Genomic DNA, 25,944 nt, shown 5'->3' on the forward strand with positions numbered 1-25,944 from the left:
CCGAATCCTCCGCGGGAAGGACCCGATGTCGGTTCCGCGGCCGACGCGCCCCATACGCGGCACTTCTAGGTTCGCAGGCAACGGCAACGGTGCCTCTCGCGATCGTAAGGACGGACAACTCGTATGCATCAAGTGATCGAACTGGAGGGTGTGGCGAAGCGCTACGACAGTGCCGGCGCGCCGGCGCTCGGACCGCTCACGCTCAGCGTCGCCAAGGGTGAGGCCCTTGCCGTTACGGGCCCTTCCGGCAGCGGCAAGTCCACGTTGCTGCATCTCGTCGCTGGTCTGGACAAGCCGACCGAAGGCGCCGTGACCGTGGCCGGGCGACGGATCGACCAGTTGAGCGAGCATGCCCTCGCCACGTTCCGCCGCGAGCACATCGGCATGGCCTTTCAGTTCTTCAATCTTCTCGACGACCTCACCGTTACGGACAACATTCGGCTCCCGGCCCAGCTGATCGGGACCAGTCGGCGCAGGGCCGCGGCCCGCGCGGATGAGCTCATGGAGATGCTGGGGATCCAGAAGCACGCCCGCGCCTACCCGGGCCGGTTGTCCGGAGGTGAACGTCAACGGGTGGCGGTCGCTCGGGCGTTGGTCAACCGGCCCGCGCTGCTGCTCGCCGACGAGCCCACCGGTGCGCTCGACACCGCCTCGGGCCACGACGTCCGCAATCTGCTGATGGATCTGCACCGCGCCGGACAGACCATCGTGCTGGTGACGCACGACCTGACGCTGGCGGAGGCGTGTGCGAGCCGCACCGTTCACCTGGTCGACGGCCACGTCGCCCTCGACTCTTACGCGCAGGTCGTCCGATGAGCCTGTTCGGTACCGGCGCGCTGGGCCGGGTCGTACGTTCCGGGGTGAGCCGGCGGCGGGTGCAGACCGTGGTGATCGCCGTGGCCACGATGATGGCCGTGGCGTCGGCCGTGGTAGCCGGGTCGCTGATGGTCGCTGCGGCCGCGCCCTTCGACCACGCTTTCGAGAAGCAACGGGGTCCGCACATCACTGCGCAGTTCGATCCGGCCAAGGCGGGTGCGGGAGAGCTGGCGAAGACCGGGAAGTTGCCCGGCGTCGCCGCGAGCGCGGGGCCGTACCCGTCCACCTCGGTCCGCCCGGTGGATCAGGCGGGCTTCCAACTGCCCACGCTGACCCTGGTCGGACGGTCCGGTCCGGACGGCGCCGTGGACCGCGTGGAACTGAAGTCCGGCCGATGGGCGCGGAAGCCGGGCGAGATCGTGCTCGACGCGTCGTTCGAGGGGCCCGCCATCGGGATCGGCGCCACCCTGAAGGCCTCGGACACCACGAACGCCCCCACTCTTTCGATCGTCGGCTTCGCTGTGTCGGCCGGCAAGACCGCCGACTCCTGGGCGACTCCCGCGCAGGTCGACGCGCTGGCGCCGGAGGGCAACCCGGTCTCGAGCCAGATGCTCTACCGCTTCGACTCCGCGAGCACGAAGGAGCAGATCCTCGCCGACCGCAAGAAGCTCGCCGCCTCCGTGGGGTCCGGGGCGCTGCTGGGTACCCAGTCCTGGCTGGACACCAAGCGCGCCGCTGATCAGGGCGCGGCGGCGACCGTCCCGTTCGTGATGGCTTTCGGCATGCTCGGCATCGTGATGTCGGTGATCATCGTTGGCAGCGTGATCAGTGGTGCGGTCGGCACCAGCCTGCGCAGGATCGGCATTCTCAAGGCCATCGGCTTCACTCCGCGCGAGGTCGTACGCGCCTACGTGGCCCAGGCGCTGATTCCGGCCGGTGCGGGCGTGGCCCTGGGGGTCGTCCTGGGAAACCTCCTGGCAGTGCCGCTGCTCTCGGACACCGAGGCGGTATACGGCACCGTCTCGCTTTCAGTGGCCTGGTGGGTGGACGTCACGGTGCCGGCCGCCGCCCTGGTCGTCGTGGGGCTCGCGGCGTTGGTTCCCGCACTGCGGGCCGGAAGACTGCGGACGGTCGAGGCCATCGCGGTCGGCCGGTCGCCACGCACAGGACGCGGCCAGTGGGCGCATCGGGCGATGGGGACGCTGCCGCTGCCGCGGCCGGTGACCTACGGTCTCGCGACCCCCTTCACGCGTCCGGTACGTACCCTCGGGATGCTGCTCGCGGTGACGTTCGGCACGGTCGCGGCGACGTTCGCCGTGGGGCTGACCTCGTCCCTGAACGCGATCGGCACCTCCCAGGACCCCGAGAACCGTGCCGCGGTCACGATCACGACGACCAGGGCGATCGAAGCAGCTCCTCCCCCGCCGCCTCCCGCGGGGGGCGACGCGGGAGGCTCGCCTCCCCCTGGCGGCGGCGAGTCGGGCCCGCCTCCCGTGGAAAACAGCGCGACAAGCACGTCCGAAAAGCCCAAGGTCGCAGATCCGGCGAGGGTGCGGGCCGCCGTCATGTCGCAGCCGGGTACGGAGTCGTACTACGGCAAGGCCCGGACCGAGGTCACCGTGGCAGGGATCTCCGGCTCGATCCAGGCCGGCCTCTACGAGGGCAATGCGCGCTCCGGCAGCTACGAGATGCTCTCCGGGCACTGGATCACTGGTAAGGGGCAGGTCGTGGTGCCCTCCCGCTTCCTGGAGAGGACCAGCACCAAGGTGGGTGACACGGTGCGGGTGACCTACGAGAAGGAGACCGCGAACCTGCGGATCGTGGGCGAGTCCTTCGACACGTCGGGCAGCCGGCTGGTGATCCACGCGGACATGGCCAACTTCACGTCGGTCAAGCCCAGTACCTTCCTCGTCGAGACCAAGCCCGGCGTCTCCGCCGACGACTACGCCCAGAAGATCGCCGCAGTCGTACAGCCGCTGGGGGGCGACGCCACCACCAACGCCTCCCCGGGACAGGAGGGCGTCATCCTCATCATGTCCGCGATGGCGGCGCTGCTCACCCTCATGCTGATCACCGTGGCCGGTCTCGGCGTACTCAACTCCGTGGTCCTCGACACCCGGGAACGCATTCACGACCTGGGCGTCTGCAAGGCGATCGGCATGACGCCGCGGCAGACCATGTGCCTCGTGCTCGCCTCGGTGGCCATGATCGGCGCGATCGGCGGACTCATCGGCGTCCCTGCGGGGTACGCGCTGCACCACGTCGTCATGCCGGTGATGGGGCGTGCCGTAGGAACCGGCCTGCCACCGCTGGTCCTCGATGTATACGGACCTTTCCAGCTGCTCCTGCTGGGGCTCGGCGGGGTCGTGATCGCGGTGCTGGGCGCGCTGATCCCGGCAGGCTGGGCCGCCAGGGCGCGTACGGCCACGGCGCTGCGCACCGAGTAGCGCCCGGCGGAGCGCGAGCGGCTGGGGCGGATCCGCCGGGTCCGCGAGGTCGGACCGCCCGTACAGGCACAGGTGCCGATGCCCCCGTCCGGACAGGCCCTCCTGAGAGGGACTCGGAAGGCCCGGACGGGGCCAGGCAGCGGGAAGCGAAGCGGGGCATCGGCGGCGAGACCGGGTGTGGGGCAGCAGCTCCGACCCGGTCTCGGGGGCTGAGACGGGTAACCGTCGGCCGGACAACCCGCTCGCCCCGGCGCCCGCCGGGCCATGGTCAACCTCGGCGGCGCTTTCTGTACCGCGACTCCTCGCACCCGGCTCCCCGGTCCCGGCGGTCTCCCGGCGTCAGCCGGCCCCGGCCCCGTCCCCGGCCCCGGCTTCGGCTTCGGCTTCGGCTTCGGACGGACCCCGGCCGCGACGGGCCCCCGACGTCACCCGGTTCCGAGCAATCGTTTCGCCTCCGCCAGCTCCCGCTCCATCCGCCGCTCGCGGAACACCTCGACGGCCGGCGCGAGCAGTTCCCGGGAACGTCCCGGCTCCTCCAGCAGCCGGGCGAGGTCCAGACGCGCCAGCGCCCCGCCGCTCAGGTCCATGATCTCCTCCCGCGCGGCCACGGCACGGTCGTAGAAGTCCCTGGCCCGGTCGGGGCGGCCCATCACCGCGAACGCGTGACCGAGGTCGCGCAGCAGATGACCCTCGCCGATCACGTCGCCGGAGTCCCGGCAGAGTTCGAGCACCTCGGTGAAGGTCAGGACCGCCAGGTCGCTCCGGCCCTGTTCGAGGAGGAGTTGTCCGACGCGCCGCAGGGTCCGCGCCCTGCCGCCGGTGTAGCCCACCTCCTCGTATATCCCCAGCGCCTCGTCCAGCTGCCTCTGCGCCTCCCCGACCGCTCCCTGGCGCATCCGGATGTGGGCGCTCTGGGTCAGGACGATCGCGCGGCCCACCACGTCGCCGGCCCGGTCGAAGTCGGCCAGGGACCTGCGGTACAGCTCCAGGGCCGAGGCGTCGTCGCCGTTGGTGCGGGCGATGAGCGCCATGTCGCGCCGGCACAGGGCCTCGCCCATGGGCTCGTCGAGGGCCTGGAAGACGTCGAGCGCCGAGTTCAGCGCCTGTCGGGCGGCGTCGAACTGGTTCCGGCTCATGTAGAGCGAGCCGAGCGACGCCCGTACGGCGGCGGTGCCGCGCAGGTTGCCCGCCTTGCGGACCGCGCCCAGCGCCTTCAGGTGCGTCCGCTCCCACAGGTCGTAGTGGCCGCGCACCTCGAAGAGCGTGACGAGGGAGGTGGCGAGGTCCCAGCTGAGGTCGTGGAGCCCTTCGTCGGCGGCGTGCTCGACCATCCGGCACAGGGCGGTCTGTTCCGCGTCGAGCCAGTTCAGCGGGTCGGCCACGACCTCCTCGACGTAGGAGGCGGGCGGTTCCCAGCGCGGGGCGTCGCCGTGCAGGACGGTGAAGTCGCCCCCGTACACGGCGCGGTGGGCCTGCTGGGCCAGGTGCATCCAGCCTCCCGCCATCCGGGCCAGTGCCTCCCGCCGCGTCTCCGGCGGATGGTGCGCCGCCAGTTGTTCCCGCGCGTACACCCGGATGATCTCGTGGAAGCGGTACCGGAAGCCGCCGGTCCGTTCGATCCCGTCGACGTCCAGCATCTGCACGTCGACGAGCGGTTCCATGAGATCCGAGGGTAAGGGGCGGTGGTCGTCGAGCAGGGCGCCCGCGAGCCAGCTGGGCAGGGTGGGCGTCTGGGCCATGCTGAGGAGCCGCAGCAGCCGCCGGTCGTCCGGACCGAGCCCTTCGTACGTGAGGGACAGGCTGGCCCGCATCGTCATCTCGCCGTGCGTCAGCTCGTCCAGCCGGTGCCGCTCGTTGGCCAGGCGCTGCACCATGGACGCGAGGGTCCAGTGCGGGCGTGCCGCGAGCCGGGCGGCCACGATCCGCAGGGCCAGCGGGAGCCGGCCGACCGTGCGGACCAGGGCCTCCGCCGCGGGCGCCTCCCCGGCGACCCGTTCCCGGCCGATGATCCGGGAGAGCAGTTCGAGGGCCCGGTCCTCGTCGAAGACGTCGAGTTCCACCCGGTGGGCGCCGGGGAGCGCGGTGAGGCGGGCCCGGCCCGTGACGAGGACGGCGCAGTCGCGGCTGCCGGGCAGCAGGGGCAGCACCTGGCCCTCGCCGGCCGCGTCGTCGAGGACCACGAGGACCCGGCGGGAGGCCAGCCGGGTGCGGTACATCTCGGCGCGCTCGTCCAGGGACTCCGGGATGAGCTGGCCGGGGATGCCGAGGGCCCGGAGGAAACGGCCGAGCACCTCGGCGGGGGCGGTCGGGGTGCCGGTGGTGCCGCGCAGGTCGCAGTAGAGCTGTCCGTCGGGGAATCCGGTCTCGGCCAGCGTGTGCGCGACGTGTACGGCGAGGGTCGACTTGCCGGTGCCGGGTTTGCCGGTGATGGCGGCGAGCCCCACCGTGGTGCGGCCCGTTCCCCCGGTCAGTGCCCGCTCCAGGCCGGCGACCCGGGCGTCGTCCGACACGAAGTCGGCTGCGTCGGCCGGGAGTTGGTGCGGAACGGTGTCCTGCCGTACGGACTCGGAGGCGGCACCCGGATCGGAGGCGGGGACCGGATCGGGCGCGGGGTGCGGCCCGGAGCCGGGCGCGGGCCCCGCGGCCGCCGCCGGGGGGCCCGCGCCGCCGCGGTCCTCCGAAGCCCGCGCTCTCCCGTCCGCCACGGTCTCGCGCGGTGCCGTACCGCGTCCCTCCTCGCGGACCGCGCCGGGCCCGTCGCCGGCCGGTCCGGTCGTGTCGCGGGCCGCGCCGGCGGGCGGCCGGGCGGGGCCGGCGCCCGCCGGTGGGGGGAGGGCGCCGGCCAGGATCGCCGACTCCAGCTCACGGAGTTCCCGGCCGGGCTCCAGGCCCAGTTCCTCGGCGAGGATCCGCCGGCCGGTCCGGAACGCCTCCAGGGCCTCGGCCTGCCGCCCCGACCAGTACAGGGCCTGGATGAGCTGACCGCGCAGCTTCTCCCGCAGCGGGTGTTCGTGGGTGAGCATCTGCAGCTCCCCCACCAGCCGGTCGTAGCGGCCCAGTTCGAGTTCGAGCTGGATGCGGAACTCGACGGCGGTCAGCCGTTCCTCGTTCAGGCGGCGCGCCCGGTTCGCCAGCGGGCCACTGTCCAGGCCGGACAGGCACTCGCCCTGCCAGAGCCTCACCGCGCTCCGCAGCAGGCGCACGGCCTGTTCGGGGGCGCCCTGTTCCTGCAGCCGCCGGGCGCGCAGCACGAGGCCGGTGAAGAGGGCCGCGTCCACGTTCTCCGCCTCGGTGTGCAGCACGTAGCCGGGGGGCCGGGTGGTGATCGTGGCCTCCCCGTCGGAGGCGGCCAGCAGTTTCCGCAGGCGCGACACGCAGATCTGCACCTGGGTGCGGGCGGTCTCCGGCGGGTTGTCCTCCCAGATGAGGTCCACCAGGTGGTGGGTGGCGACCACCCGGTTGGCGTCGAGGAGGAGGGCCGCGAGGATCACCTCCTGACGGCCCGGGGGCACCCGCAGGGGTCCGCCGGGGGCGTACACCTGGAGCGGCCCGAGGACCCTGAAGGGAAGGCGCGACGTGTCCGGGGGTTCCGGGTCTCCCTCTCCCACGACGTCAGCCACCGATTCCCCCACGAAAACAAATGAGTTGACCCTGGAGACCCAAGTGAGGACAGTCTCCACACCCGCCCCCGGTCTGTCCATGCCGTGAAGATCCCGGTCGGAGACGTCGGAGATAGAGGGGTGATAACCCGGAGTTGGCGGCTCCCCCGAGAATCCTGTACCGAGAGCGAAAGGGGCTCAGCCGTTGAACCGCCACGATGACACGACCGCCGTCGGCCCGCCGGGACCGGTCGACCTGGTCACCGCAGCAGGCGTCGACCACGTGCGTCTCGTCTACGACTACCTCGACGCCGGCGATCTGGACTCGTGTGCCTCCCTGCTGCACGACGGCGTGGTGTTCGAACTTCCGGGCATGCCGCCCGTCCGCGGCCGCACCGCGGTCCTGCGGGCCCGGCTCGGGCACACCGCGCCGAGCGGCCGCCACGAGATCGACCGCGTCGTCGCCCAGGACCGGAGCGTGGTGGCCACGGGCCGGTGCGTCGGCCCGGGCGCCGGCGGGCGGGAGCTGCGCTTCGTCGACCTCTTCAGCATCACCGACGACGGCATGGTCCGCGCCTGCACCCGGTACTACCACGTGACGCCCTGAACGGCCCCGAGGGGGACGGAGGGAGAGCGGGCCGGGGCCGAAGCCCCGGTCCGCCACGTCCGGGCGTCCCGGGCGTGCGCGGCGGCCACCGAGCCTCCGCGGGGCGGAACGGGGCTTCGGACGTGGTTACTTCGGGATGACGTGCCCGAGCCCGCGAGAGGCGAGAACGTCGTGGAACGGCTTCCAGACGGCCGGGTCGGCCAGGTTCGTGAACAGTCCGGTGCAGGTGTTCGTCTCACCGGTCACGAGGCCGTACGCGACCGCCTTGCCGTGTCCTTTCGTCTCGAACAGGGGTCCCCCGCTGTCCCCGGGCGCCACCCGCGTCCCGGCGGTCCCCGCGCAGATGAACTCCTTGTCCCAGATTCCCCCCTCGGTGTCGAACCTCTGGACGGGCAGCACGGCTTCCCGCAGACGGGTCGGCTTGGTCTCGTCGGCGAGGTCGGTCCGCCCCCAGCCGGCGACGCGCACCAGACGGCCCGGGCGCGGCTTCTCCCCCGCGGCGGGCAGGGCCGCCGGGGTCTGGGACACCGGGCTGTCGAGCACGATGAGCCCCAGGTCCGTGTTGGTCGTGGTGTCGAACCCGGGGTGGCTGTGGACGGAGAAGCGGTCGGCGGTCACCACCGTCCCTCCGGGAGCACGCGAGTCGGTCCGGCCGACGACCACCCGGATCGTCTCCCTGCCCTGTTCCGCGAACTTGGAGCAGTGCGCCGCGGTGGCCACGACGCGGCTGTCGATGAGCACCGCCCCGCAGTAGTGCGACCAGGTTCCGTCCTCGGCCCGCCTCTCGATCTGCACGACGAAGGGCCGCTGCCCGTCCGCGACCGGAGTCCCGCCGACCACGGCCGAGGCGGAGGGAGCCAGGGCGAGCACGCTGCCGAGCGTGCCGGCGCCCGCGAGCGAGACGGCCGTCAGTCGGTTTGTCGACCTGCGCACGAGTGACCTCATTCCTGTCCACCCGGGGCACGCCCCGGGGACTTGTCCGGTGGACGACACGGGGGCGTCCTTTCCACCGCATCGTGGCCCCGCCGTCCGTCCGCCGGGCCTCGGCCGTGTCCCGGCCTCCCCTCGACCGCGTCGCACCGCGAGGGCGGCGGCAGGAGGCCCTTCCCGCGCCGGAGGGCCGGCCCGGACCACTCCGGGCCGGACGTCGCTCCCTCCCCCGCCCGGTGGAGGGAGCGGCGTCCGCCCGGGGATGTACGGCCCCGGCGACGGTCGCGACCGCAGGAGGACGCGGGCCCCGGGGCCGGGACCGTAGCGTCCCCGGCATGAACACGTTGACCCGGGCGGCCACCGCCCTCCTCCTCGCCTGCGCGGTCGCCTTACCCGCCACGGCCAGCGCCACCGCCGCTCCCGCTCCGCCGCCCGCCGCCGCGGACACCCCGGACCGGCCGGCCGACCGCATGCGGCTGCCGGCCCCCACCGGGCCGTACGGGGTGGGGAGTTCCGTCCTCCACCTCGTGGACCGCTCCCGCACCGACCCCTGGGTGCCCGGGGCCGACGGCCGGGAACTCATGGTCACCCTGCACTACCCCGCGGCCCGCCCCGCGACCGCCCGGCACACCCCGGGGCGCCCCGCCCCGTACGCCACCCCGGAAGAGGTCCGGCTGCTCCTGAAGGGCGTGTCGGTGCAGGACCCGGAGGCGGTACGGCGGGTGGCGCTGGCCCGTACGCACAGCGCGGTCGACGCGCGTCCCGCTCCGGGACGGCACCCGCTGGTGGTGCTCTCGCCCGGCTTCGGCATGCCGCGGTTCACCCTCACCGGCCTCGCCGTGGACCTCGCCTCCCGGGGCTACGTCGTCGCCTCGCTCGACCACGCCTACGAGTCGTCCGGCACGTCGGTGCCCGGCGGGCGCACCCTGACCTGCGTCGCCTGCACCGTCATGGAGGAGAACGACTGGTCCCTGGGGCACCTGGTGACCGGGGCCCGGGCCGCCGACACCCGGTTCGTCCTGGACCGGCTGACCGGCCCCCGGCCCGTCTGGCGGTACGCGTCCTCCATCGACCGGACGCGGATCGGCATGGCCGGTCACTCGATCGGGGGCGCGAGCGCCGCCACCGCCATGGCCGCCGACGGGCGCATCGACGCCGGGGCGAACATGGACGGCTCGTTCTGGGACGCGCCGCCCGCCGACGGGCTCGGCGGACGCCCCTTCCTGTTCCTGGGGACCGACGAGTTCCACCGGCCGGGCGGCGGGGACACCTCCTGGGACACCACCTGGGCGGCCCTGGGCGGTGAGAAGCGCTGGCTGACCGTCGAGGGCTCCGGCCACCTCGCCTTCTCCGACGCGCCCGTGCTCCTGAGCCACCTCGGCCTTCCCGGCGACGCCCTCCCGGCGCCCCGGGCGGTGGCGGTCACCCGCGCGTACCTCGCCGCCTTCTTCGACGAACACCTGCGGGACAGGGACCAGCCGCTCCTCGACGGCCCGGACCCGGCCCACCCGGAGGTGCGGTTCCACCGTCCCTGAACCGGGGACGGACGACCGGACGCGGGACGGGCCCACCACCGGGTCCGTCCCGTACCGGGCCCGATCCGGCCCGTACCGCCGGTCCCGGCCCGTCCCCCATCTGACTCCGGTTCACACCTCCGGGTGAGGCGGGCGGCTTCGCGCCGGACGGCGTCGCATGATCCCTAAGGTGAGCGTGCGAGCGGCCGACAGCCGCCCGGTCGGCACGTCTCATACACGGGAGCCCGCGTGGCGCAGCAGCACACGACCCTCCGCCAACGCCTCCGGTACCGGTTCGACAACCTGGTGGCGGGAGGGACCGCCGCGCTGATCGGATGGCTGACCCTGGCCTGTCTGTCCGTCGTCGTCCCGGCGAGCGCGGTTCTGGTCTGGGCCGACCGGAAAGCCCCGGCCTCGCTGACCGGCCGGCTCCAGGCGGTGTGGGTCAGCGTCGGGCAGACGCTCAAGATCGGCGGCGCGGTCGGTTCCCCCCTCTACGTCCTGACCTCCGTGTCGCTCGCCCTGGTGGCCCTGCTGTTCGTGTCGACACTGGTCAGCCTGATCACCACGGGCATCGACCAGCGCGTCAGGTCGCTCCGTCTGGGCCATTCCACGGTCCTGGAGGCCGGGCACACCGTCATCCTGGGCTGGTCCGACCAGATCTTCCCGGTCATCGGGGAGCTGGTCTGCGCCAACGCCAACCAGCGGCGGGCGGCCATCGCCGTTCTCGCCCCCCGGGACAAGGTGGGGATGGAGGAGGGGATCGCCACCCGCGTCACGGACCCCGGCACGACCCGGATCATCTGCCGCACCGGCCACCCCACCGACCCTCCGGTCCTGTCCAGGGTCAGCCCGCAGACCGCCAAGTCCGTGCTCGTCCTGCCGCCCGAGGACGAGGACGGTGACGCCCACGTGGTGAAGACCCTGCTCGCCCTCGGCGCGGTCGCTCCCGGCGACGGGAAGGCGGTGGTGGTCGCCGCCGTCCGCGACGCCCGCAACCACCTCACCGCCCGGCTGGCCGCCGGGCCGCGCGGACACGTGCTGTGCATCGACCACGTCGTCGCCCGGCTCCTCGTCCAGACCGCGCTCCAGCCGGGCCTCTCGCTCGTGTACCAGGAACTGCTGGACTTCGAGGGCGACGAGTTCTACACCACCGCGGCGGGGGACCTGGCCGGACGCCCCTTCGGCGAGGCCCTGCTGGCGTTCACCACGTCGTCCGTGGTGGGTCTGCTGCGCGCGGACGGCGTGGTCGCCCTCAATCCCGATCCCGGCTCCACGATCGGCGCGGACGACCGGATCGTCGTCATCACCCGGGACGACGACACGGCCGTACCGGAGGACGCGTCCTCCTGCGTCGACGAGGACGCGATCGTCGTCGCCCGCCCCCGGGCGTCCGTCGCCGGGCGTCTGCTCCTGCTCGGCTGGAACCGGCGGGCGCCGCTCGTCGTGGAGCAACTCGGCCAGTACGTGAGTCCAGGGACCGTCCTGGACGTCGTGGCGCGGGGCGACGACGCCGCCGTGGGCGACGCCGTCCGCGACGTCCCGGCGCGGGAACACCTCGACGTCACCTTCCGCTGCGGGGACATCACCGATCCGCGGGTACTGGCCGCGCTGGACGTGGTGTCGTACGACGGTGTGATCGTCATGGGCGACACGGGCCTGCCGACGCGGCGAGGCACGGAGACGGAACCGGGGGCGGAATCGGGGTCGGACGACCGCACGCTGGTCACCCTGCTGCACCTGCGGGCGATCGGGGACGCCGCGTCCCGGGAGCTCGACCTCACCACGGAGATGTCCGACGACGGCAACAGGCTGCTCGCGCCCGTCCGGGCGGGCGCCGACTTCATCGTGAGCGGCAGGCTGATCAGCCTCCTCATGACGCAGATCTCGGAGAGCGGCTATCTCGCCTCGGTCTTCGAGGAGTTGTTCACCGCCGAGGGGAGCGAGTTCCACCTGAAGCCGGCCGGGGACTACGTCCGGCTCGACCGGGAGGTCTCCTTCGCCACCGCCGTGGAGTCGGCGCGCCGGCGCGGTGAGTGCGCCGTCGGGTACCGGCGGCGCGCGTCGGCCGCCACGGCCCCCGACTACGGCGTGCGGGTCAACCCCGACAAGAGGTGCCGGGTCCGGTTCGCCGCGGGCGACTGGCTGATCGTGCTGGCCGAGAGTTGACCCCGGGGACCGGCGCGTGCCGTGGGCCGGGCACGGTGTGCCCGCCCCACGGTCGCCCCTCACGCCGAGTGGACCTCCAGGGCGGCCCGCACGGCGGATTCGACGGCGCCTTCGATCCACGCGGGCTTGATCGAGGTGTGGCACCCGGCGAAGTGCAGGTTCCCCTCGGCCTCGCGGACGTGCGGGAAGAGTTCGGTGTGCTGGCCGGGCAGCAGCACGGACGCCTCGCCGTAGGCGTACGGGTCGCGCATCCAGGACTGGGTGCGTCCGACGCCGGTGTAGAAGACCTCGATCCGCTGCCCGAACACGTCCTGCACCCCGGCGAGGGCGCGGGGGTAGCGCTCCTCGTCGTCGAACGAGTCCCACTTCAGGGCGTCGTCGGACCAGCTGTAGGAGGCGAGGAGCACTCCGCCCGGGCTGCCTTCGACGGGGTGGGAGGGCTGGAACATGAAGCGGTTGGGGTTGTCGGTGACCGAGCCGCCGCCGATGACCCCGGCGGCCTCGGGCTGGTCGCGGGAGACCAGGCGCGTGGCGGCGTAGTGGACGCGCTGGGAGGCGGAGATGTGCCCCTCGGGCACGGAGGGGTGCGCGCCGAGCAGGCTGCCGTCCGTGGGGGTCTGCCCGAGCTGGTACTTCCGGTACAGGCCGGGCCGCACCGCTTCCAGCTCCCGTTTCCAGTCGGCCTCGTCGAACTCCCACCAGCGGCGGCTGAACTCCAGCAGCACCTTGGTGGCGGCGTCGTAGTGGAGTTCGGTGATCGCGCGCCGCTTGCCGTAGGAGAGCGCGGGGGTGACCGGGATGTGCCGCAGTCCGGAGAAGGGGACGGTGATGATCGCGGCGTCCCCGGTGAAGGTCTCGCGCTCCACCGGCCCGGGGCCCCGGCCCTCGGAGACGGTGTCGATGGTGATCCTGCCGTCGCCGTGCGCGATCCGCGTGGCGCGGCGGTCCAGCCGTACGAGGTCCTTGACCCGGTCGTAGAGGGCGTCGGCCAGGGTGGCGGTGCCGCCGGGCAGCTCGAAGAAGGCGGTGTCGGGGCTGATGAGCGAGGCCCCGATGAAGCTGTGCACGAAGGCCAGGTGGAGACGGGAGGTGAGGTTCTCGACGGTGCCGATCAGGTCGATGGTCCGCTCGTCGAGCCCCGCCACCTCCGTCAGGTACCGGAACATGGACATGTGGCCGTACCGCTGGAAGACGCGGGCCCAGCCCTCGACCAGTTCCCTGTCCTTCCTGCCCTCGATCTCCTTGCGGACGGGGGCGAAGGCGTCGCGCACGATCTGCGCCGCGGGAACGGATTCGTAGGCCGCCGGGACGCCGAAGGAGCGGTTGACGGCCTGCGGGCCGCGCGCGTAGTCGGCCCGGCGGACGCGGACGCCGTTGACGAGGATCCACGTGCGGTAGGCGGGACGGCCGGCCCCGTCGACATCGACGAGGTGGAAGGGACGGCGTTCGAGGCCCAGGCTGTCGATCAGGCCGGTGACGAGCGGGTGGCTGCCGGGGATGCGCATGGCGCCGGCCTCGGCGTACTGCTTCGGGTCGGCGAAGGGCGCCGGGGCCTTCTCGTGCCCCCCGGTGCGGAAGGTCTTGATCCGGCCGCCCACCCGGTTGCCGTTGGCCTCGATGACGGTGACCCGGTGACCGGCCCGGCGCAGCAGATGGGCGGCGACGAGCCCGGCGGGTCCGGCGCCGACGATCAGCACCTTGCGGCCGCGGCGGCCCCCTCCCCCGTTCGGCCGGGGCAGGCCTGTCCTCAGCAGGATGTCCGCGTAGCGCGGCACGAGGGGCAGGTCGTCGTCGTCCCGCACCAGGAGGGCCCGGGCGACGGTGAGACAGGCGTCCCAGTCGGAAGGGGCGGCGGGACGGGGGGCCGCCGGGGAGGCCCCGGCGCCGGGAGCGGTGACGGCGAGCGCGCCGGCTCCCGCGGCGGCGCCGGCGATGACGGTACGGCGGGAGGGCCGCCGGACGGGCCCGGATTCGGGATCGCCGGCGGGATCGGGACTGGGAAGCGAGTGGGTGATCACGGATCAACTCTTCCGGTTCCACCGGTCCTCGGTGCCCAAAAGCCACCGGGGGAGGCAACTGGCACCCGGACGTGTGGCGCGCGCGGCTCGTGACTGACGAACTGGCCTTCGCACGGGCGGGCGCGGGGAACGGTTGTGGGCCCCGGCGCGGAGGGGGTGGCGGGGTCCGGAGGCGGGTGAGGCCCGGGGCCGGTGAAGTCAGGGACCGTCCCGGCGCGTCCCTGAGCCCCGCTTCCACCTCCACCTCCGCTTCCGCTTCCGCTTCCGCTTCCGCTTCCGCTTCCGCTTCCGCCCCCGAACGCGATATGGGCGCCTCAGGCACGCCACATGTACGCGAGAAGCACGCTTCGCGGGATATGGTGCGCGCGGGAGGACCTTTCATGTCCGAGTTGTTCGACGCGGTCGACGCGCTGCTCGCGTCCCGCGCCGCGCTGACGCCGCCCGAGGAGCGCAAACGCCTGCGGCAGGCCCACGCGCTGACGGTCGACGAGGTCGCGGCCGCGCTGAAGGTGCGCCGGGCCACGGTCACCAGCTGGGAGGCGGGCCGAACCGAGCCGCGCCCGCCCGAACGCGACGCGTACGCGCGGCTCCTGGACGGACTCGCCAAGCTCTATCCCGCCCCCGCCGGTGACACCGGCCCGGACGAGACCGTGGCCGTTCCGGCGCTCCCCGGCACCGTGACCGCCCCGGAGACGTCCACCGGCACGGCCGCCCCCGCGTCGGACGCACGGACCGTTCCCGCGGAGCCGGCCCCGCGGACGGCGGACGGGACCGGACACGGCGCCGTCCCGACCGCCCCCGCCCCCCTCTCCTCCGGCGGCCCGGCCGCCGGGCAGGCGTCGGCGCGCCCGGCCGGGAACGCGGCGCCGGCACGGCGGGACGAGGCGCCGGAGGCGGCCCCGGCGGTCGCCGCCGCGCCGGGCGGGGCCGACCCCCGGTTCGTCAACGGGCCGCTGGCGGTCGTCGACGCCGACGGGACCGGGCGGGTACGGGCGCACTGCGTCGGCGGCGCGGTCCTGGGCGTGCCCGCCAAGTCCCTGCCCGCGCTGGTGGAGTGGACCCTGGAGGAGGCCCGGCTCGGGCAGCCGAAGCTGTCCGGCCCCGGCCGGCCGATCCCCTCCTCGTCCTCACCGCCGCCGCGTGCGAACGCTACGGCCTGCCGGCCGCGCTCACCGACGCGGAGCGGAACGCCGGACGGCTCCCGGAGGGCCACAAGGCCGTCAAGCAGCTCGCGCGCGCCGACTGGAAGCTGACCAAGCGCGGTTTCGGGCCGTGGGCCCGGATCTACCGGCCCGTCCAGGGAACGGAACGACGGTGCGTGCAGCTGTGCCTCCCGTCGTGGAACGCGCTCGACACCCGGCACTGGGGCCACGCCGCCACACTGCCGCCGGCGGAACTCGCCCGGGTCATGGGCGCGTACGCGTCGCGGGTGATGACGCCGCGCGGCTCGACGGCCGTGACCGGTCTGGAGCTGATGACCGCGCTGCACCCGCCGACCCGCGCCGTGCGCGACCCGGAGACCGGTGCGCTGCGGCAGGCCGACGGGAAGAACCCCGGCTCCCTGGGCAAGGACCCGGTGGACCCGGCGCCGTGCGAGGCCCCCCGACGGTCACCCCGTCCTCGCCGATCTGCCGCCCTTCCACGTCCGCGGCCCGGCCGAGAAGCTCTTCGAGGAGGCGTACGACTGGGCGCGGCCGATGACGGACGAGGAGTGCACGCGCCGGTTCCTGGTCGGCGTCGACGTCAACATGGCCTTCGCGGCCGGCGCCAACGGCCTGGTCGTCGGCCTTGGCGCGCCGACGCGCGTCGAGGCGCCGGTGTTCGACCCGAAGCTGCCCGGTTCCTGGCTCGTGGACCTCTCCCACGTCGACCTGTCGGAGGTGAAGGTCGGCAAGGACAGGTGGGCCGAGCTGGACGGTGACCTGCTGCCGAGCCCGTTCACACCGAGCGGCGAGCGTCCCGGGGGGCCCGCCTGGTACGCCACCCCCGCCGTCGCCTACGCGGTCGAGCTCGGCTACGAGGTGCGTCCGGTCGAGGCGTACGTCCGCCATGACAACGGGCGTTATCTCGACGGCTGGTACACCCGCCTCCGCGACGCCTATCTCGCCACGATGGCCGACCTCGGCGTCCACACCGACACCGGCCCGGAGCGGTTCCTCGCCGAGATGGAGGGCTACAGGGACCGCGACCCGGACCTCGCGCTCGTCGTCTCCGCCGTCAAGGCGACGGTGAAGGGCGGCATCGGCAAACTCCGTGAACGGCCCCGGGGCGAGGGCTGGCGGCCGGGCGAGCCGTGGCGCGCCCTGTCCCGGCCCACCTGGCGGCCGGACATCCGTGCGGCCGTCATCTCCCGCACCCGGATCAACCTGCACCGCAAGATGGTCAGGCACGCCGCGTTCACCGGCCAGTACCCCGTCGCGGTCCTGTCGGACTGCGTCGTCTACGCCGCCGACGGCGAGAGCCCGCTGGACTTCCTGCCCCACCGGGACGGCAAGGCCCTGCCGGGCGGGTTCAAGCTCGGCGTGAACCCGGGCCCGGTCAAGCACGAGGGGACCCAGACGGTCCTGTGGGGCGAAGGGGTGCGGGAGCGGTTCCGGGCGCCCGAGCTGAACCTGGCCCGGTACATCAAGGACGGCACCGTCACCGACGCCGACGACGGAGAGTAGGGAAAAGGGCGATGGGTCTGATCGGCGACAGCCTGGACGAGGCGGTGCACCAGGCGTTCACCCGCCCCGTCCCGAAGTCGGCCGGCGCGCAGATGCGCTACCTGGTCAAGCGGCTCGGCGGCACCAAGGACGTCGCCCGGCTGCTGCGGGTCTCCCGGCGCACCGTCGAGCGGTATGTGAAGGACCAGATCAAGAAGCCCCGTCCGGACCTCGCCGCACGTCTGGAACGCGAGGTGAAGGCACGGTGGCAGCCGCAGATCAGGGCCGGGGCCCGCAGGAGGGCGGCCACCACCGACGGCATCGTCATCGACACCCGTGCCCGCATGGGCTACACCGCCCCGATCGGCTCCACCGACCAGGACCGCGTCCGCCATCTGACCGTCGCCCCGCCCCCCGTCCACGCCGCCCGTCTCTTCGAGGCCCAGGACGCCGGCGCGAGTGACGACCGGCTCCGGCAGATCGCGGCCGAGGCGCTCAGGGAGGTCTACTTCCAGGACGGGGGCAGGCGGGCCGGGAGCCTGGAGGGGGTCCGCTTCACCGACATCCAGCACCTGGAGTTCGGCCTGTAGCCCCGTGGACCCGGGGCCGGCGCGCGGGCCGGGTGCGGTCGGGCAGCCGAGACCATCGCTGATCCCCGGCCCCTCGGAACCGGACGTGCGAGCTTTCCCCGCACCCGGTTCGAACCGCGCTTCCCCCTCGGGCTCCAGGGCGTTCTTCACGCGGTCCTGGAGGACCCGGTCACGGATGACAGGGATGCCGAGTGGCCGCTGTTTCCCGTTGCCCTTCGGGATGAACACTCGCTTGACCGCCTGGCCTTCCAGGGCTTCGACGACCGAATGGTCCCGGCCGCCAAGGTGCCTCCCGCCTCCGGCGTGAGGGCTCGTTCCCCGTCGGTGCCAGCGGTCGTGCGACCACTGCTCTGTTGCGTCACCCGCTTCACGCTGATCAGGGTGTTGCCGCGACTCCGCAGCATGGGCTTCCGCGAGTTGCGGACCTTCTTCAGGTCCCCGTCCTGCGTCGCCCTGAAGATCCTCCGCCTCAGCCGCCGTACGTTCTCCTCGTACTCGGCCCAGCGGGTGAAGGCCCCCTCCCGTTTCCCTCCGGTCTTTCGGCCCGCCGGCCCTCGCTTCTCGGATCTTCCTCCTCCCGCCGGGGACTTCGGCCTCCCTTGCGGTTGGCGTACCGGGCCAGTGGCTCGGACCCCGTCGGGGTTTCCACGTTCCGCACCAGTACGACGCGGCTGGGGCGGGCGCCCCCTCTCCCCGGGACCGGCGGTGTCCTCCCTCCGGGCTCGGTCACCCGAAGGTCGCTGAGGATGAGGGGCCTGTGGGACGCTCCGCGGCGGTCGCGGACCAAGCAGTTGCCGTCGTGGCCGGTGGTCTTCGGCAGTCGTGCGGCTGCGCGTGAACGCGCAGCCGGCTCCGCCCTGTCGGATGGTTGTCGGTGATATGTCGGAGACCGGTGGCAGCGTGGGCGCCGGGTCGCTCCGCCGGGAGCCGCCGTCGCACCTCACGGGAGTTTCCGCCATGTCTCAGATCCCTTCCGCCGCCGACCGCGTGTATCTGGTCACCGGCGGCAACGCGGGTATCGGGTATTTCACCGCCGAGCAGTTGGCCGGTACCGGCGCCACGGTGGTGCTGGGCAGCCGGAGCGCCGAGCGGGCCGAGGCCGCCGTGGGAGCGATCCGCGCGCGGGTGCCCGGTGCGCGGGTGCGTTCGGTGGGCCTGGACCTCGCCGACCTCGGCTCGCTGCGGGGAACCGCGGATTCCCTGGGGGCGGAGCGCCTCGACGCGGTGGTTCACAATGCCGGCGTCCTCCTCGACGGGCTGGAGCGAAGGGAGACGCGGGACGGCAATGAGATGCATTTCGGAACGAACCACCTCGGGCACTTCGCGCTCACCCACTGGCTGCTGCCGCTGCTGGAGGCCGCGCCGGGCGCCCGCGTCGTGACCGTCGGCAGTTTCGCCGCCAAGTCCGAGCGGCTCGACCTGGACGATCTGCAGTCCCGGGCCGGCTATCGGGCCAAGCGCACCTACGGCCGGTCGAAGCTGGCCCAGATGCACTTCGGCCTGGAACTCGACCGCCGCCTGCGGGCCGTGGGCAGCACGGTGTCGAGCGTGGTGGTCCATCCCGGCGGTGCGCTGGACTCGCTCACCCCGTCGCGGCCGCCGGTCCATGTACGGAAGGCCGGGGCGGCGCTGCGGGGGACGGCCGCCGCACTTGTCCTCCAGGGCAAGCACGCGGGTGCCCGGCCCGCGGTCCGGGCGGTGCTCGACCCCCGGATCGCCGGGGGCGAGCTGTGGGGCCCGCGCGTCTTCGGGCTGCGGGGCCGGCCGCACCGCGAGCGGCTGTGGGCCCAGCTGGAGGACGCCGAAACGGCACGTCGGCTGTGGGAGGCGAGCACGGAGCTGACCGGCGTCGCGCCTGTCCCCGCCGTCTGAGGGCCTGACGGTGCTGGAGCGGGTTCAGTGCGTTCCCCCGCACTTGACGGCCGAGGGGGAGGACAGAGGACGAGCAAGCACGGCGGTGAGGACGGCGCCCGGGCCGCCGAGGAGAACTCGGTAGGACGTCGCGCCGGGGGGCCGCTTGCCCAGGAGGCGGCGGAGACCCCGGACCGGTTCAGGAGCACGACGCGGGGCCTCGTCCCGTTGCACACCCTTACCGGCCCGCTGTTTCGCCCCACAGAGAAGGGACGGGAACGGCTCACCGGCAGGGGCGTCCCTCGGCGGAAGAGGATCCCTGGTCAGGCGTCCCCTCGCGCTCGCTTCCCCGGGCGAGGCTTCGGGCCTGCCCTTCGTGAATGTCGCGGGCCCACTCCCAGCCGGGCTTGGGCGATACGACTCTTGGATCGCGGGAAATCCGGGCGTCACGCAGGTCCTCCACGTACGCCCGATCCCGTTCGATCCTTGCGCGTACCTCCTCGCCCCTGGCGACGGATCCGTGTCCGGGGATGAGGACGCCGACGCCGTCCGCCACGCCCTCCAGGACTCCCAGCCCGACGAGGTAGTCCTCCATCGGGTTGTCGGTGTCGTCGAACATGGGAACGAAGACATCGGAGAGCATGTCGCCGGCGATGAGAACTCGGCGGTCTTCGATCAACAGCGCCGCATGGCCCGGGGCGTGCGCCGGATGCTCGACGATCCGCACCTCGGGGCCGTCCCAGGGAAGCTGCGCGGTTCCAGCAGGCAGACCGGTGATGAGGCCGTACAGGGCGAGCGGTGTGTCCTCGGCGATTTCCGGCGGCAGCCCCTCGGTGACGCCGGCCCTCCAGTCCGCGTTCGACAACACGTCCCGCATGAAGGCCGCGCAGCGGGCCGTGCCGTAACGAGGCGCTTCGCCGAGTTCGGCGTGCCAGAGCACGTGATCCCAGTCGGGATGCGTCGAGAAGCCTGCCACCACGGGTTGGCCCAGCTCACGGAGGTCGTTCGCCAGGCAGGTCATTTCGGCGCCGGTGATCCCGGCGTCCACGAGCAGCACGCCGTCCCCGCCCTGCACGACAACGGTGTTGTTCTCGAGCAACTCACTTTGGTGGACCAGTACGCCCTCGGCGACCTGCTTCAGCATGGACCCCCGCTCGAAGACCGCGACCGCGTCTTGTCCGGCACCGGGTCGTCGGTCGCGCTCGAGATCGAACTCCCCGCCCGGTGTGCAGCGTCACCCTGCCAGAGGGCCTGAGGCACGTCAACACAACCGGACCGGGGTGTGCGGGGCCCCGGGCCGTGGGCCTCGCCGGCTCACCCCTCCGGGGGGCGCGAGGGGCCCGCGGCGGTCTCCGCGAGGGTCAGGAGGTGCCGGAGGGAGGCCCGCGCGTCGTCCAGCGGGTCGTGGGCGCCGTCCCGTCCGGGCGGGGCGGTGAGGACGGCGTCCTGCTCCAGCACGTACCAGCCGGAGTAGCGGTGCGCTTCGAGCCCGCGGACGATCGCGGCGACGTCGATGTCGCCGGCGCCCAGGGGCGCGTACATGCCCGCCGCGACGCCCTGGGTGTAGGTGAGTTCCCCGGAACGCACCCGGTCGGCGAGGTGCCGTCGTACGTCCTTCAGGTGGACGTGCGCGATCCGGTCGGGCACGCGGGCGGCCAGGTCGACCGGGTCGCCGCCGCCGATGAGGCAGTGCCCGGTGTCCAGGCACAGGGCGATGCCGCAGCCGTCGAGGACGCGCCGGGTCTCCTCCGCCGTCTCGACCAGGGTGCCGACGTGCGGGTGGAGGGTGGCGGTGAGGCCGGCGCCGGCGGCCGCCGCGTCGATCCGGTCGAGGTTGGCCAGCAGGGTGTTCCAGCCTTCGGCGTCCGGGGCGGGGCGGTCGTCATAGCCGTCACCGCCGCCGGCGGCCGCGACGACGACCGTGGTCGCGCCCGCCACGAGCAGGTCCGCCAGGGCGGCCCGCACGCGGGGCAGCGGATCGTGACCGGGGTCGTGCAGCACGGCGGGAACGAACTGGCCCACGGCCCGCAGCCCGTACGCGGACAGGAGCCCGGCCTTGGCCGCGGGGGCGTCGGGCAGGAAGCCGTCGGGACCGAACTCGGTGGCGGCCAGGCCGATGTCGCGCATCTGGCGCAGCACCACGTCCGGCGCCAGTTGGTGACCCCAGCCGGGGACCTCGCACACGCCCCAGGAGATCGGTGCGCCGGCGACGCGTCCGACGAGGGGCGCGTCGGAGCCGGGCGGCGTGATGCGCATACCACGTCCTTCTTCCGGTGGCGGGGTACGGGTCCGGTGCCCGGCTCGTCCGCGGACGAGCCTGCCCCGTCGGACGACGCCTGTCAACGACATGTCAGGACATCGTGCCTTACGGTGCCCGCCGGGCCGTGACGCGATCCGAGCGGCCGGCTTCCGTCCCGTCGCCGGGTGTCCGCCCCCGGGCGGGACCGCCCACGGCGGAGCGCGGCTCAGCGCGCGGCGATCGTCATCTCGAAGGAGTAGCGCGAAGCCCGGTAGACGTGGGTGCCGTACTCGACCGGTGTCCCGGCCCCGTCGTGGGCGACACGGGTCATGGTGAGCAGGGTGGCGCCGCGGGACTCCTCCAGGAGCGCGGCCTCGGCGGAAGTGGCCCGGCGGGCGCCGATGGTCTGCTCGGCCGTGACCAGGTCGGTGCCGGACCGGCGCAGCAGCCGGTACAGGCCCGTGTCGGCCAGTTCCTCGGCGGTCGGGTCGATCCGGCCGGCCGGCAGGTGGTTGCGCAGGAGCGCCAGGGGCTGTCCGTCGGCGAACCGCAGCCGTTCGATCACCAGCACGGCGTCCCCCTCGTCGATCCGCAGGGCGGCGGCGACCTCCGTCCCGGCGGGCCGGCTCTCCAGCGAGAGCACCCTGGTGCCCGGACGGCGGCCGTCGCGCCGCAGGTCGTCGAACAGGCTCGACAGCTCTGTCTGCCGGCGGACGCGGTGGGTGACGACCTGGGTGCCCACCCCGCGCTTGCGGGTCAGCAGCCCCTTGTCGACGAGGTGTCGCATGGCCTGACGCATGGTGGGCCGGGAGAGCCCGAACTGCTCGGCCAGGGCGATCTCGTTGCTCAGCCTGGTCCCGGGAGGCAACACACCGTTCTCGATGAGCTGTTGCAACTGCTGGGCGAACTGGAAGTACAACGGGACCGGGCTGCTCCGGTCGATCTTGATCAACTTCGCGACCTGCTCCACGTCACCCTCCCGCGCGCGGCGTGCGCCCACACAGTGTGGCGCGTTCTCCCGAATTCGGTAAGTCCCCACGTTCTTACGTCCTTATGTAATAACAATGGGGAGCGCCCTCTTGTCGGCGGTCGTCCCCGGACGCCCTTCTCCGCACGAAAGGCTCACCCAGCATGCGCATAGGACTCATCGGTACGGGCCGGATCGGCGCTTTCCACGCCGCGACCCTCGTCGGTCTTCCCGCGGTCGGCTCCCTCGTCGTCCACGACACCGACGAACGCTCCGCCCGGGCGGTCGCCGACCGGACCGGCGCCGAGGTGGCCGGCGACCTCGACGGCCTGTTCGGCGCCGGACTCGACGGGGTCGTCATCGCCTCCTCCACCGCCACCCACGCGGATCTGATCCTGGCGGCCGGGCGTGCCGGGCTGCCCACCTTCTGCGAGAAACCGGTCGCCGGCGGTCTCGCGGAGACCGACGCGGTGCTCGCCGCCCTCGCCGGTTCGGACGTGCCGCTGCACGTGGGCTTCCAGCGCCGCTTCGACGCCGGGCACCGGGAGCTGCGCGAGGCGGTCGCGAGCGGACGCCTCGGCTGGACCCACACCCTGCGCGCCTGCACCGCCGATCCCACCCCGCCGCCGCCCTCCTACGTCTCCGGTTCCGGCGGCATCTTCCGCGACTGCTCGGTGCACGACTACGACGCCGTCCGCTGGGTCACCGGACGCGAGGTCGTCGAGGTGTACGCCACCGGGGCCAACCGCGGTGAGGACTTCTTCGCCGCCGCCGACGACGTCGACACCGGGGTCAGCGTCCTCACCCTGGACGACGGGACGCTGGCCGTCTGCACCGCCACCCGTTACAACGGCGCCGGGTACGACGTGCGCCTCGAGGTCTGCGGCTCGAAGGGCTCGCTGGTCGCCGGCCTGACCGAGCGCACCCCGCTGGTCCCGGCCGGGGGTCCCGCCCGGGACACCGGCACCCCGTACCCCGGTTTCATGGAACGCTTCCGGGACGCCTACCGGGCGGAACTCGCCGCGTTCACGGAAGTGGTCGCCGGTCTGCGCACGAGCCCCTGCACCGGCCGGGACGCGCGCGCGGCCCTCGCCGTCGCGGAGGCGGCCACGCGCTCACGGGCGACGGGGCGTCCGGTACGGGTGGTCCCGGCCGGGACCGCCGGACGGCCCGGAGGCTCGCCCGGCGAGGACTCCCGGACGGTTCGCGGACCCGGGAAGTGAGCGGAGTCGAGGAGCGAGCGGACCCGGGAGCGGACGGAACGGGAACGGCCGCTCCGGTGCCGGGGCCGTGCGCGCCGCGCGGGGACGGAGGTCACCACCGGTCCTCCGCGCGGGGGCGCAGGTCCTCCTCGCCATCCGTGACGCGGGGTGCCCCGTGGCCGCCGACCGGGTTGGTGACGGCCACGGTGGCCATGTCGTCGTGGCGGCCGCCGCCCAGCCACTGCGCGGCCAGCATCTGGACGCGCTCCACCACCGCCTCGGCCGGCAGGCGCGCGCACTCCTCCAGCGCCTTCCGCAGCCTCTCCTCGCCGTAGAGCCGGTCGCCCAGCGGTCCGCCGCGGGCCTCGGTGATCCCGTCCGTGTACAGCAGGCACGTCTCCCCCGGCGCCAGCGTCACCTCCGCGCTTCGCGCCCGGATCTCGGGCAGGACGCCGACGAGGGTGCCGTCGGTGTCCGCCTCCTCCACCCTCCCGTCCGCGCGGATGATCAGCGGGGGCGGGTGCCCGGCGCTGGTCAGCCGCAGCCGCACCCCCTCCGGGTGGCGCCGGACGGAGGCCAGGACCAGGGTCGCGAAGCGGGTGTGGTGGGAGTTGACGATCGTGTCGTTGAGGAGGCCCAGGACGCGCTGGTGGTCTCCGGACAGGGGCAGCAGCGCGTGCAGCACGCTGCGGATCCTTCCGGTCAGGACGGCGGCCTCCAGGCCCTTCCCCGCCACGTCCCCCAGGACGACGAAGGTCTCCTGCGAGGCGTCCGCGCCGGGGTGGACGTCGTAGAAGTCGCCACCGACGCGTTCGTGCTCCTGCGAGGTCCGGTAGATGCCGGCGTACTCCACCCCGTGCACCCGCCCCAGCCGCGGCGGCAGCAGTTCCCGCAGCAGGGTGGCCGTGATCGACGTCTGCTCCGCGTACAGCCTGGCCGCCGACAGGGCGGCCCCGGCCCGCGCGGCGAACAGCCGGACGAAGACCTCCTCGGCGTCCGTGAACGCCCGGTGCCCCCGGGAGCGCAGGATCAGGGCTCCGTGCCCGGACAGGGGCGTGACGACCACCGAACCGGCGGGGCCCGTGAAACCGGGCGGCACCGCTCCCTCGGGGATGTCCGCGGGATCGATCCACCGCGTCGGCACCGGCGGGAACCCCCGCAGCGCCTCCGTCAGTCCCGGAACCGTCCGGGTGTCGAGCGTCACCACCCGCCGGGTGACGGCGCCGCCCGCCCGCGCGTGGGTCAGGGCGTGGCGGCCTCCCCGGGCGGGGACGACGACGACCGCCTCGTCGGCGAAGTGGTCCGCGGCCGTACGGGCCGTCGTCTCCGCGCACCGTTCGACGTTCAGCGACGAGAACAGCGCGTCGGAGATGTCCGCCGGCAACGCGGTGGGCTCGCGTTCGCCGCGCGGCGCCCGCCCGGTCGTGCGCGGGCCGGCGTTCTCCACCAGCCACCACACCACGCGCCCGTCCTCCCCGGACGAGGGATGCGCGTCGAACGCGCGGCCGGCCACCGTGCCCGAGACTGCGTCCGGCAGCTCTCCGGCCGGCCACGGGCGCCGGTGGGCCCCGGCGAGCCGGTCCGGCATGCCGTCGGGTGCCGGGTCCCCGCCGTCTCCGGAGGCCCGGAGGAGCAGACGGCGCGCGGCCTCGTTGGTCTCGACGATGTTCCCGGCCGCGTCGGCGACGAGGACGGGACAGGGGGCGTCTCTCCACGCCGGACCGGTGCGGACGCCACCGTCGCGCGGACTGTCAGGGGTTCCCGGGGAAGGGATCACAAGCCGGGGGACGCATCGTGCGCACCCCACCACCTCTCTGCCGTTCGAAAAAGATTGCCTCCTGCAACCATCGCGCATCCCCCGGCCCCGTGCAATGCCGAAACGGCCCGCGACGACTTCCTCACACGGCCGCGCACCGGACCGCGCCGGTCCCCCGGCCGCCCCGGCCCGGGTTCGGGTCCGGGTTCAGGCGGTGGGGGCGTCGGGGTGGAGGGTGAAGACCTGGTCGAGCCCGGTCATGCGCAGCACGCGCAGGGTGTTGGCGGGTACGCGGGCCAGGGCGAGGACGGCGTCGGCCGTCATCGCGTGCTGGCGGGCCGCCAGGAGCGTGGTGATGCCGGTGGAATCGCAGTGCTCCAGCCCGGTCAGGTCGATGACCAGGCGCTGCCCCGGCCGCAGGACGAGGTGTTCGACCGCCCGGCGCAGGACGGCGGAGTGGGCGTGGGGGGGGGGGGGGGGGGGCCCCCCCCCCCCGCCGCCGGCGGGGGGGGGGGGGGGGGGGGGGGGGGGGGGGGGGCGGGGGGGCGGGGGGGGGGGGGGGGGGGGGGGGGGGGGGGGGGGGGGGGGGGGGGG

17 protein-coding genes and 1 pseudogene are annotated in these 25,944 nt (G+C 73.6%); 9 read left to right on the plus strand and 9 right to left on the minus strand.

Features of this window, described 5'->3' with window-relative positions; translation table 11 throughout:
- Nucleotides 1-123: 123 nt before the first annotated feature.
- Nucleotides 124-816, plus strand: a complete 693-nt coding sequence (locus tag ACFYZY_RS27940) for an ABC transporter ATP-binding protein (protein WP_388699515.1) — start codon at nucleotides 124-126, stop codon at nucleotides 814-816.
- Complete coding sequence (locus ACFYZY_RS27945; protein WP_388699518.1) at nucleotides 813-3,263, plus strand: ABC transporter permease; 2,451 nt, start codon at nucleotides 813-815, stop codon at nucleotides 3,261-3,263. The genes ACFYZY_RS27940 and ACFYZY_RS27945 overlap by 4 nt, the downstream gene beginning before the upstream one ends.
- A gap of 425 nt (nucleotides 3,264-3,688) precedes the next feature.
- On the opposite strand, the gene ACFYZY_RS27950 is transcribed toward ACFYZY_RS27945, so the two are convergent.
- Nucleotides 3,689-6,871 carry a BTAD domain-containing putative transcriptional regulator gene (locus ACFYZY_RS27950; protein WP_388699556.1) on the minus strand — a complete coding sequence of 1,061 codons (3,183 nt, stop codon included), beginning with the start codon at nucleotides 6,869-6,871 and terminating at the stop codon, nucleotides 3,689-3,691.
- Between the two features lie 196 nt (nucleotides 6,872-7,067).
- Here ACFYZY_RS27950 and ACFYZY_RS27955 point away from each other — a divergent pair, with 196 nt between their 5' ends.
- Nucleotides 7,068-7,469: a nuclear transport factor 2 family protein gene (locus ACFYZY_RS27955; RefSeq protein WP_388699521.1), complete on the plus strand. Its 402-nt coding sequence runs from the start codon at nucleotides 7,068-7,070 to the stop codon at nucleotides 7,467-7,469.
- Between the two features lie 126 nt (nucleotides 7,470-7,595).
- Here the strand turns inward: ACFYZY_RS27955 and ACFYZY_RS27960 are convergent, their stop codons facing one another.
- Nucleotides 7,596-8,402: a S1 family peptidase gene (locus ACFYZY_RS27960; RefSeq protein ID WP_388699523.1), complete on the minus strand. Its 807-nt coding sequence runs from the start codon at nucleotides 8,400-8,402 to the stop codon at nucleotides 7,596-7,598.
- 332 nt (nucleotides 8,403-8,734) lie between these two features.
- Between ACFYZY_RS27960 and ACFYZY_RS27965 the strand changes: the two genes are divergently transcribed.
- Both ACFYZY_RS27965 and ACFYZY_RS27970 read left to right on the plus strand, forming a co-directional pair.
- Nucleotides 8,735-9,934: an alpha/beta hydrolase family protein gene (locus ACFYZY_RS27965; RefSeq protein ID WP_388699525.1), complete on the plus strand. Its 1,200-nt coding sequence runs from the start codon at nucleotides 8,735-8,737 to the stop codon at nucleotides 9,932-9,934.
- Between the two features lie 228 nt (nucleotides 9,935-10,162).
- Nucleotides 10,163-12,082 (plus strand): NAD-binding lipoprotein, encoded by a 1,920-nt coding sequence (locus tag ACFYZY_RS27970; protein ID WP_388699528.1) that lies wholly within the window; start codon nucleotides 10,163-10,165, stop codon nucleotides 12,080-12,082.
- 59 nt (nucleotides 12,083-12,141) lie between these two features.
- On the opposite strand, the gene ACFYZY_RS27975 is transcribed toward ACFYZY_RS27970, so the two are convergent.
- Nucleotides 12,142-14,016: a flavin monoamine oxidase family protein gene (locus tag ACFYZY_RS27975; protein ID WP_388699559.1), complete on the minus strand. Its 1,875-nt coding sequence runs from the start codon at nucleotides 14,014-14,016 to the stop codon at nucleotides 12,142-12,144.
- 464 nt (nucleotides 14,017-14,480) lie between these two features.
- Between ACFYZY_RS27975 and tap the strand changes: the two are divergent.
- Both tap and tpg read left to right on the plus strand, forming a co-directional pair.
- Nucleotides 14,481-16,766, plus strand: a pseudogene (gene tap / locus ACFYZY_RS27980) (telomere-associated protein Tap).
- Between the two features lie 11 nt (nucleotides 16,767-16,777).
- Nucleotides 16,778-17,335: a telomere-protecting terminal protein Tpg gene (gene tpg / locus ACFYZY_RS27985; protein WP_388699530.1), complete on the plus strand. Its 558-nt coding sequence runs from the start codon at nucleotides 16,778-16,780 to the stop codon at nucleotides 17,333-17,335.
- A 146-nt stretch (nucleotides 17,336-17,481) separates the two neighbouring features.
- On the opposite strand, the gene ACFYZY_RS27990 is transcribed toward tpg, so the two are convergent.
- Complete coding sequence (locus tag ACFYZY_RS27990; RefSeq protein ID WP_388699532.1) at nucleotides 17,482-18,294, minus strand: reverse transcriptase N-terminal domain-containing protein; 813 nt, start codon at nucleotides 18,292-18,294, stop codon at nucleotides 17,482-17,484.
- On the opposite strand from ACFYZY_RS27990, the gene ACFYZY_RS27995 reads away from it, so the two are divergent.
- Nucleotides 18,293-19,207, plus strand: coding sequence for an SDR family NAD(P)-dependent oxidoreductase (locus ACFYZY_RS27995; protein ID WP_388699535.1), 915 nt, complete (start codon nucleotides 18,293-18,295; stop codon nucleotides 19,205-19,207). The genes ACFYZY_RS27990 and ACFYZY_RS27995 overlap by 2 nt on opposite strands.
- 262 nt (nucleotides 19,208-19,469) lie before the next feature.
- Here the strand turns inward: ACFYZY_RS27995 and ACFYZY_RS28000 are convergent, their stop codons facing one another.
- The 3 genes from ACFYZY_RS28000 to ACFYZY_RS28010 all read right to left on the minus strand — a co-directional run bounded on the left by ACFYZY_RS28000 (nucleotide 19,470) and on the right by ACFYZY_RS28010 (nucleotide 22,395).
- A complete protein-coding gene (locus tag ACFYZY_RS28000) occupies nucleotides 19,470-20,330 on the minus strand; it encodes an MBL fold metallo-hydrolase (protein ID WP_388699537.1) in 861 nt (286 codons plus the stop codon).
- A 170-nt stretch (nucleotides 20,331-20,500) separates the two neighbouring features.
- Complete coding sequence (locus tag ACFYZY_RS28005; protein WP_388699540.1) at nucleotides 20,501-21,442, minus strand: TIM barrel protein; 942 nt, start codon at nucleotides 21,440-21,442, stop codon at nucleotides 20,501-20,503.
- Nucleotides 21,443-21,651: 209 nt separating this feature from the next.
- A complete protein-coding gene (locus ACFYZY_RS28010; RefSeq protein WP_388699542.1) occupies nucleotides 21,652-22,395 on the minus strand; it encodes a GntR family transcriptional regulator in 744 nt (247 codons plus the stop codon).
- A gap of 161 nt (nucleotides 22,396-22,556) precedes the next feature.
- Between ACFYZY_RS28010 and ACFYZY_RS28015 the strand changes: the two genes are divergently transcribed.
- A complete protein-coding gene (locus ACFYZY_RS28015) occupies nucleotides 22,557-23,615 on the plus strand; it encodes a Gfo/Idh/MocA family oxidoreductase (RefSeq protein WP_388699544.1) in 1,059 nt (352 codons plus the stop codon).
- 91 nt (nucleotides 23,616-23,706) lie between these two features.
- On the opposite strand, the gene ACFYZY_RS28020 is transcribed toward ACFYZY_RS28015, so the two are convergent.
- Together ACFYZY_RS28020 and ACFYZY_RS28025 are read right to left on the minus strand one after the other, a co-directional pair.
- Nucleotides 23,707-25,371 carry a PP2C family protein-serine/threonine phosphatase gene (locus ACFYZY_RS28020; protein ID WP_388699546.1) on the minus strand — a complete coding sequence of 555 codons (1,665 nt, stop codon included), beginning with the start codon at nucleotides 25,369-25,371 and terminating at the stop codon, nucleotides 23,707-23,709.
- A gap of 186 nt (nucleotides 25,372-25,557) precedes the next feature.
- Nucleotides 25,558-25,944: STAS domain-containing protein (locus ACFYZY_RS28025; RefSeq protein WP_388699548.1), on the minus strand; the 387-nt coding region annotated here is incomplete at its 5' end.

Origin of the sequence: Streptomyces sp. NPDC001744, from assembly GCF_042892575.1 — a bacterium.
GTDB lineage: Bacteria > Actinomycetota > Actinomycetes > Streptomycetales > Streptomycetaceae > Streptomyces.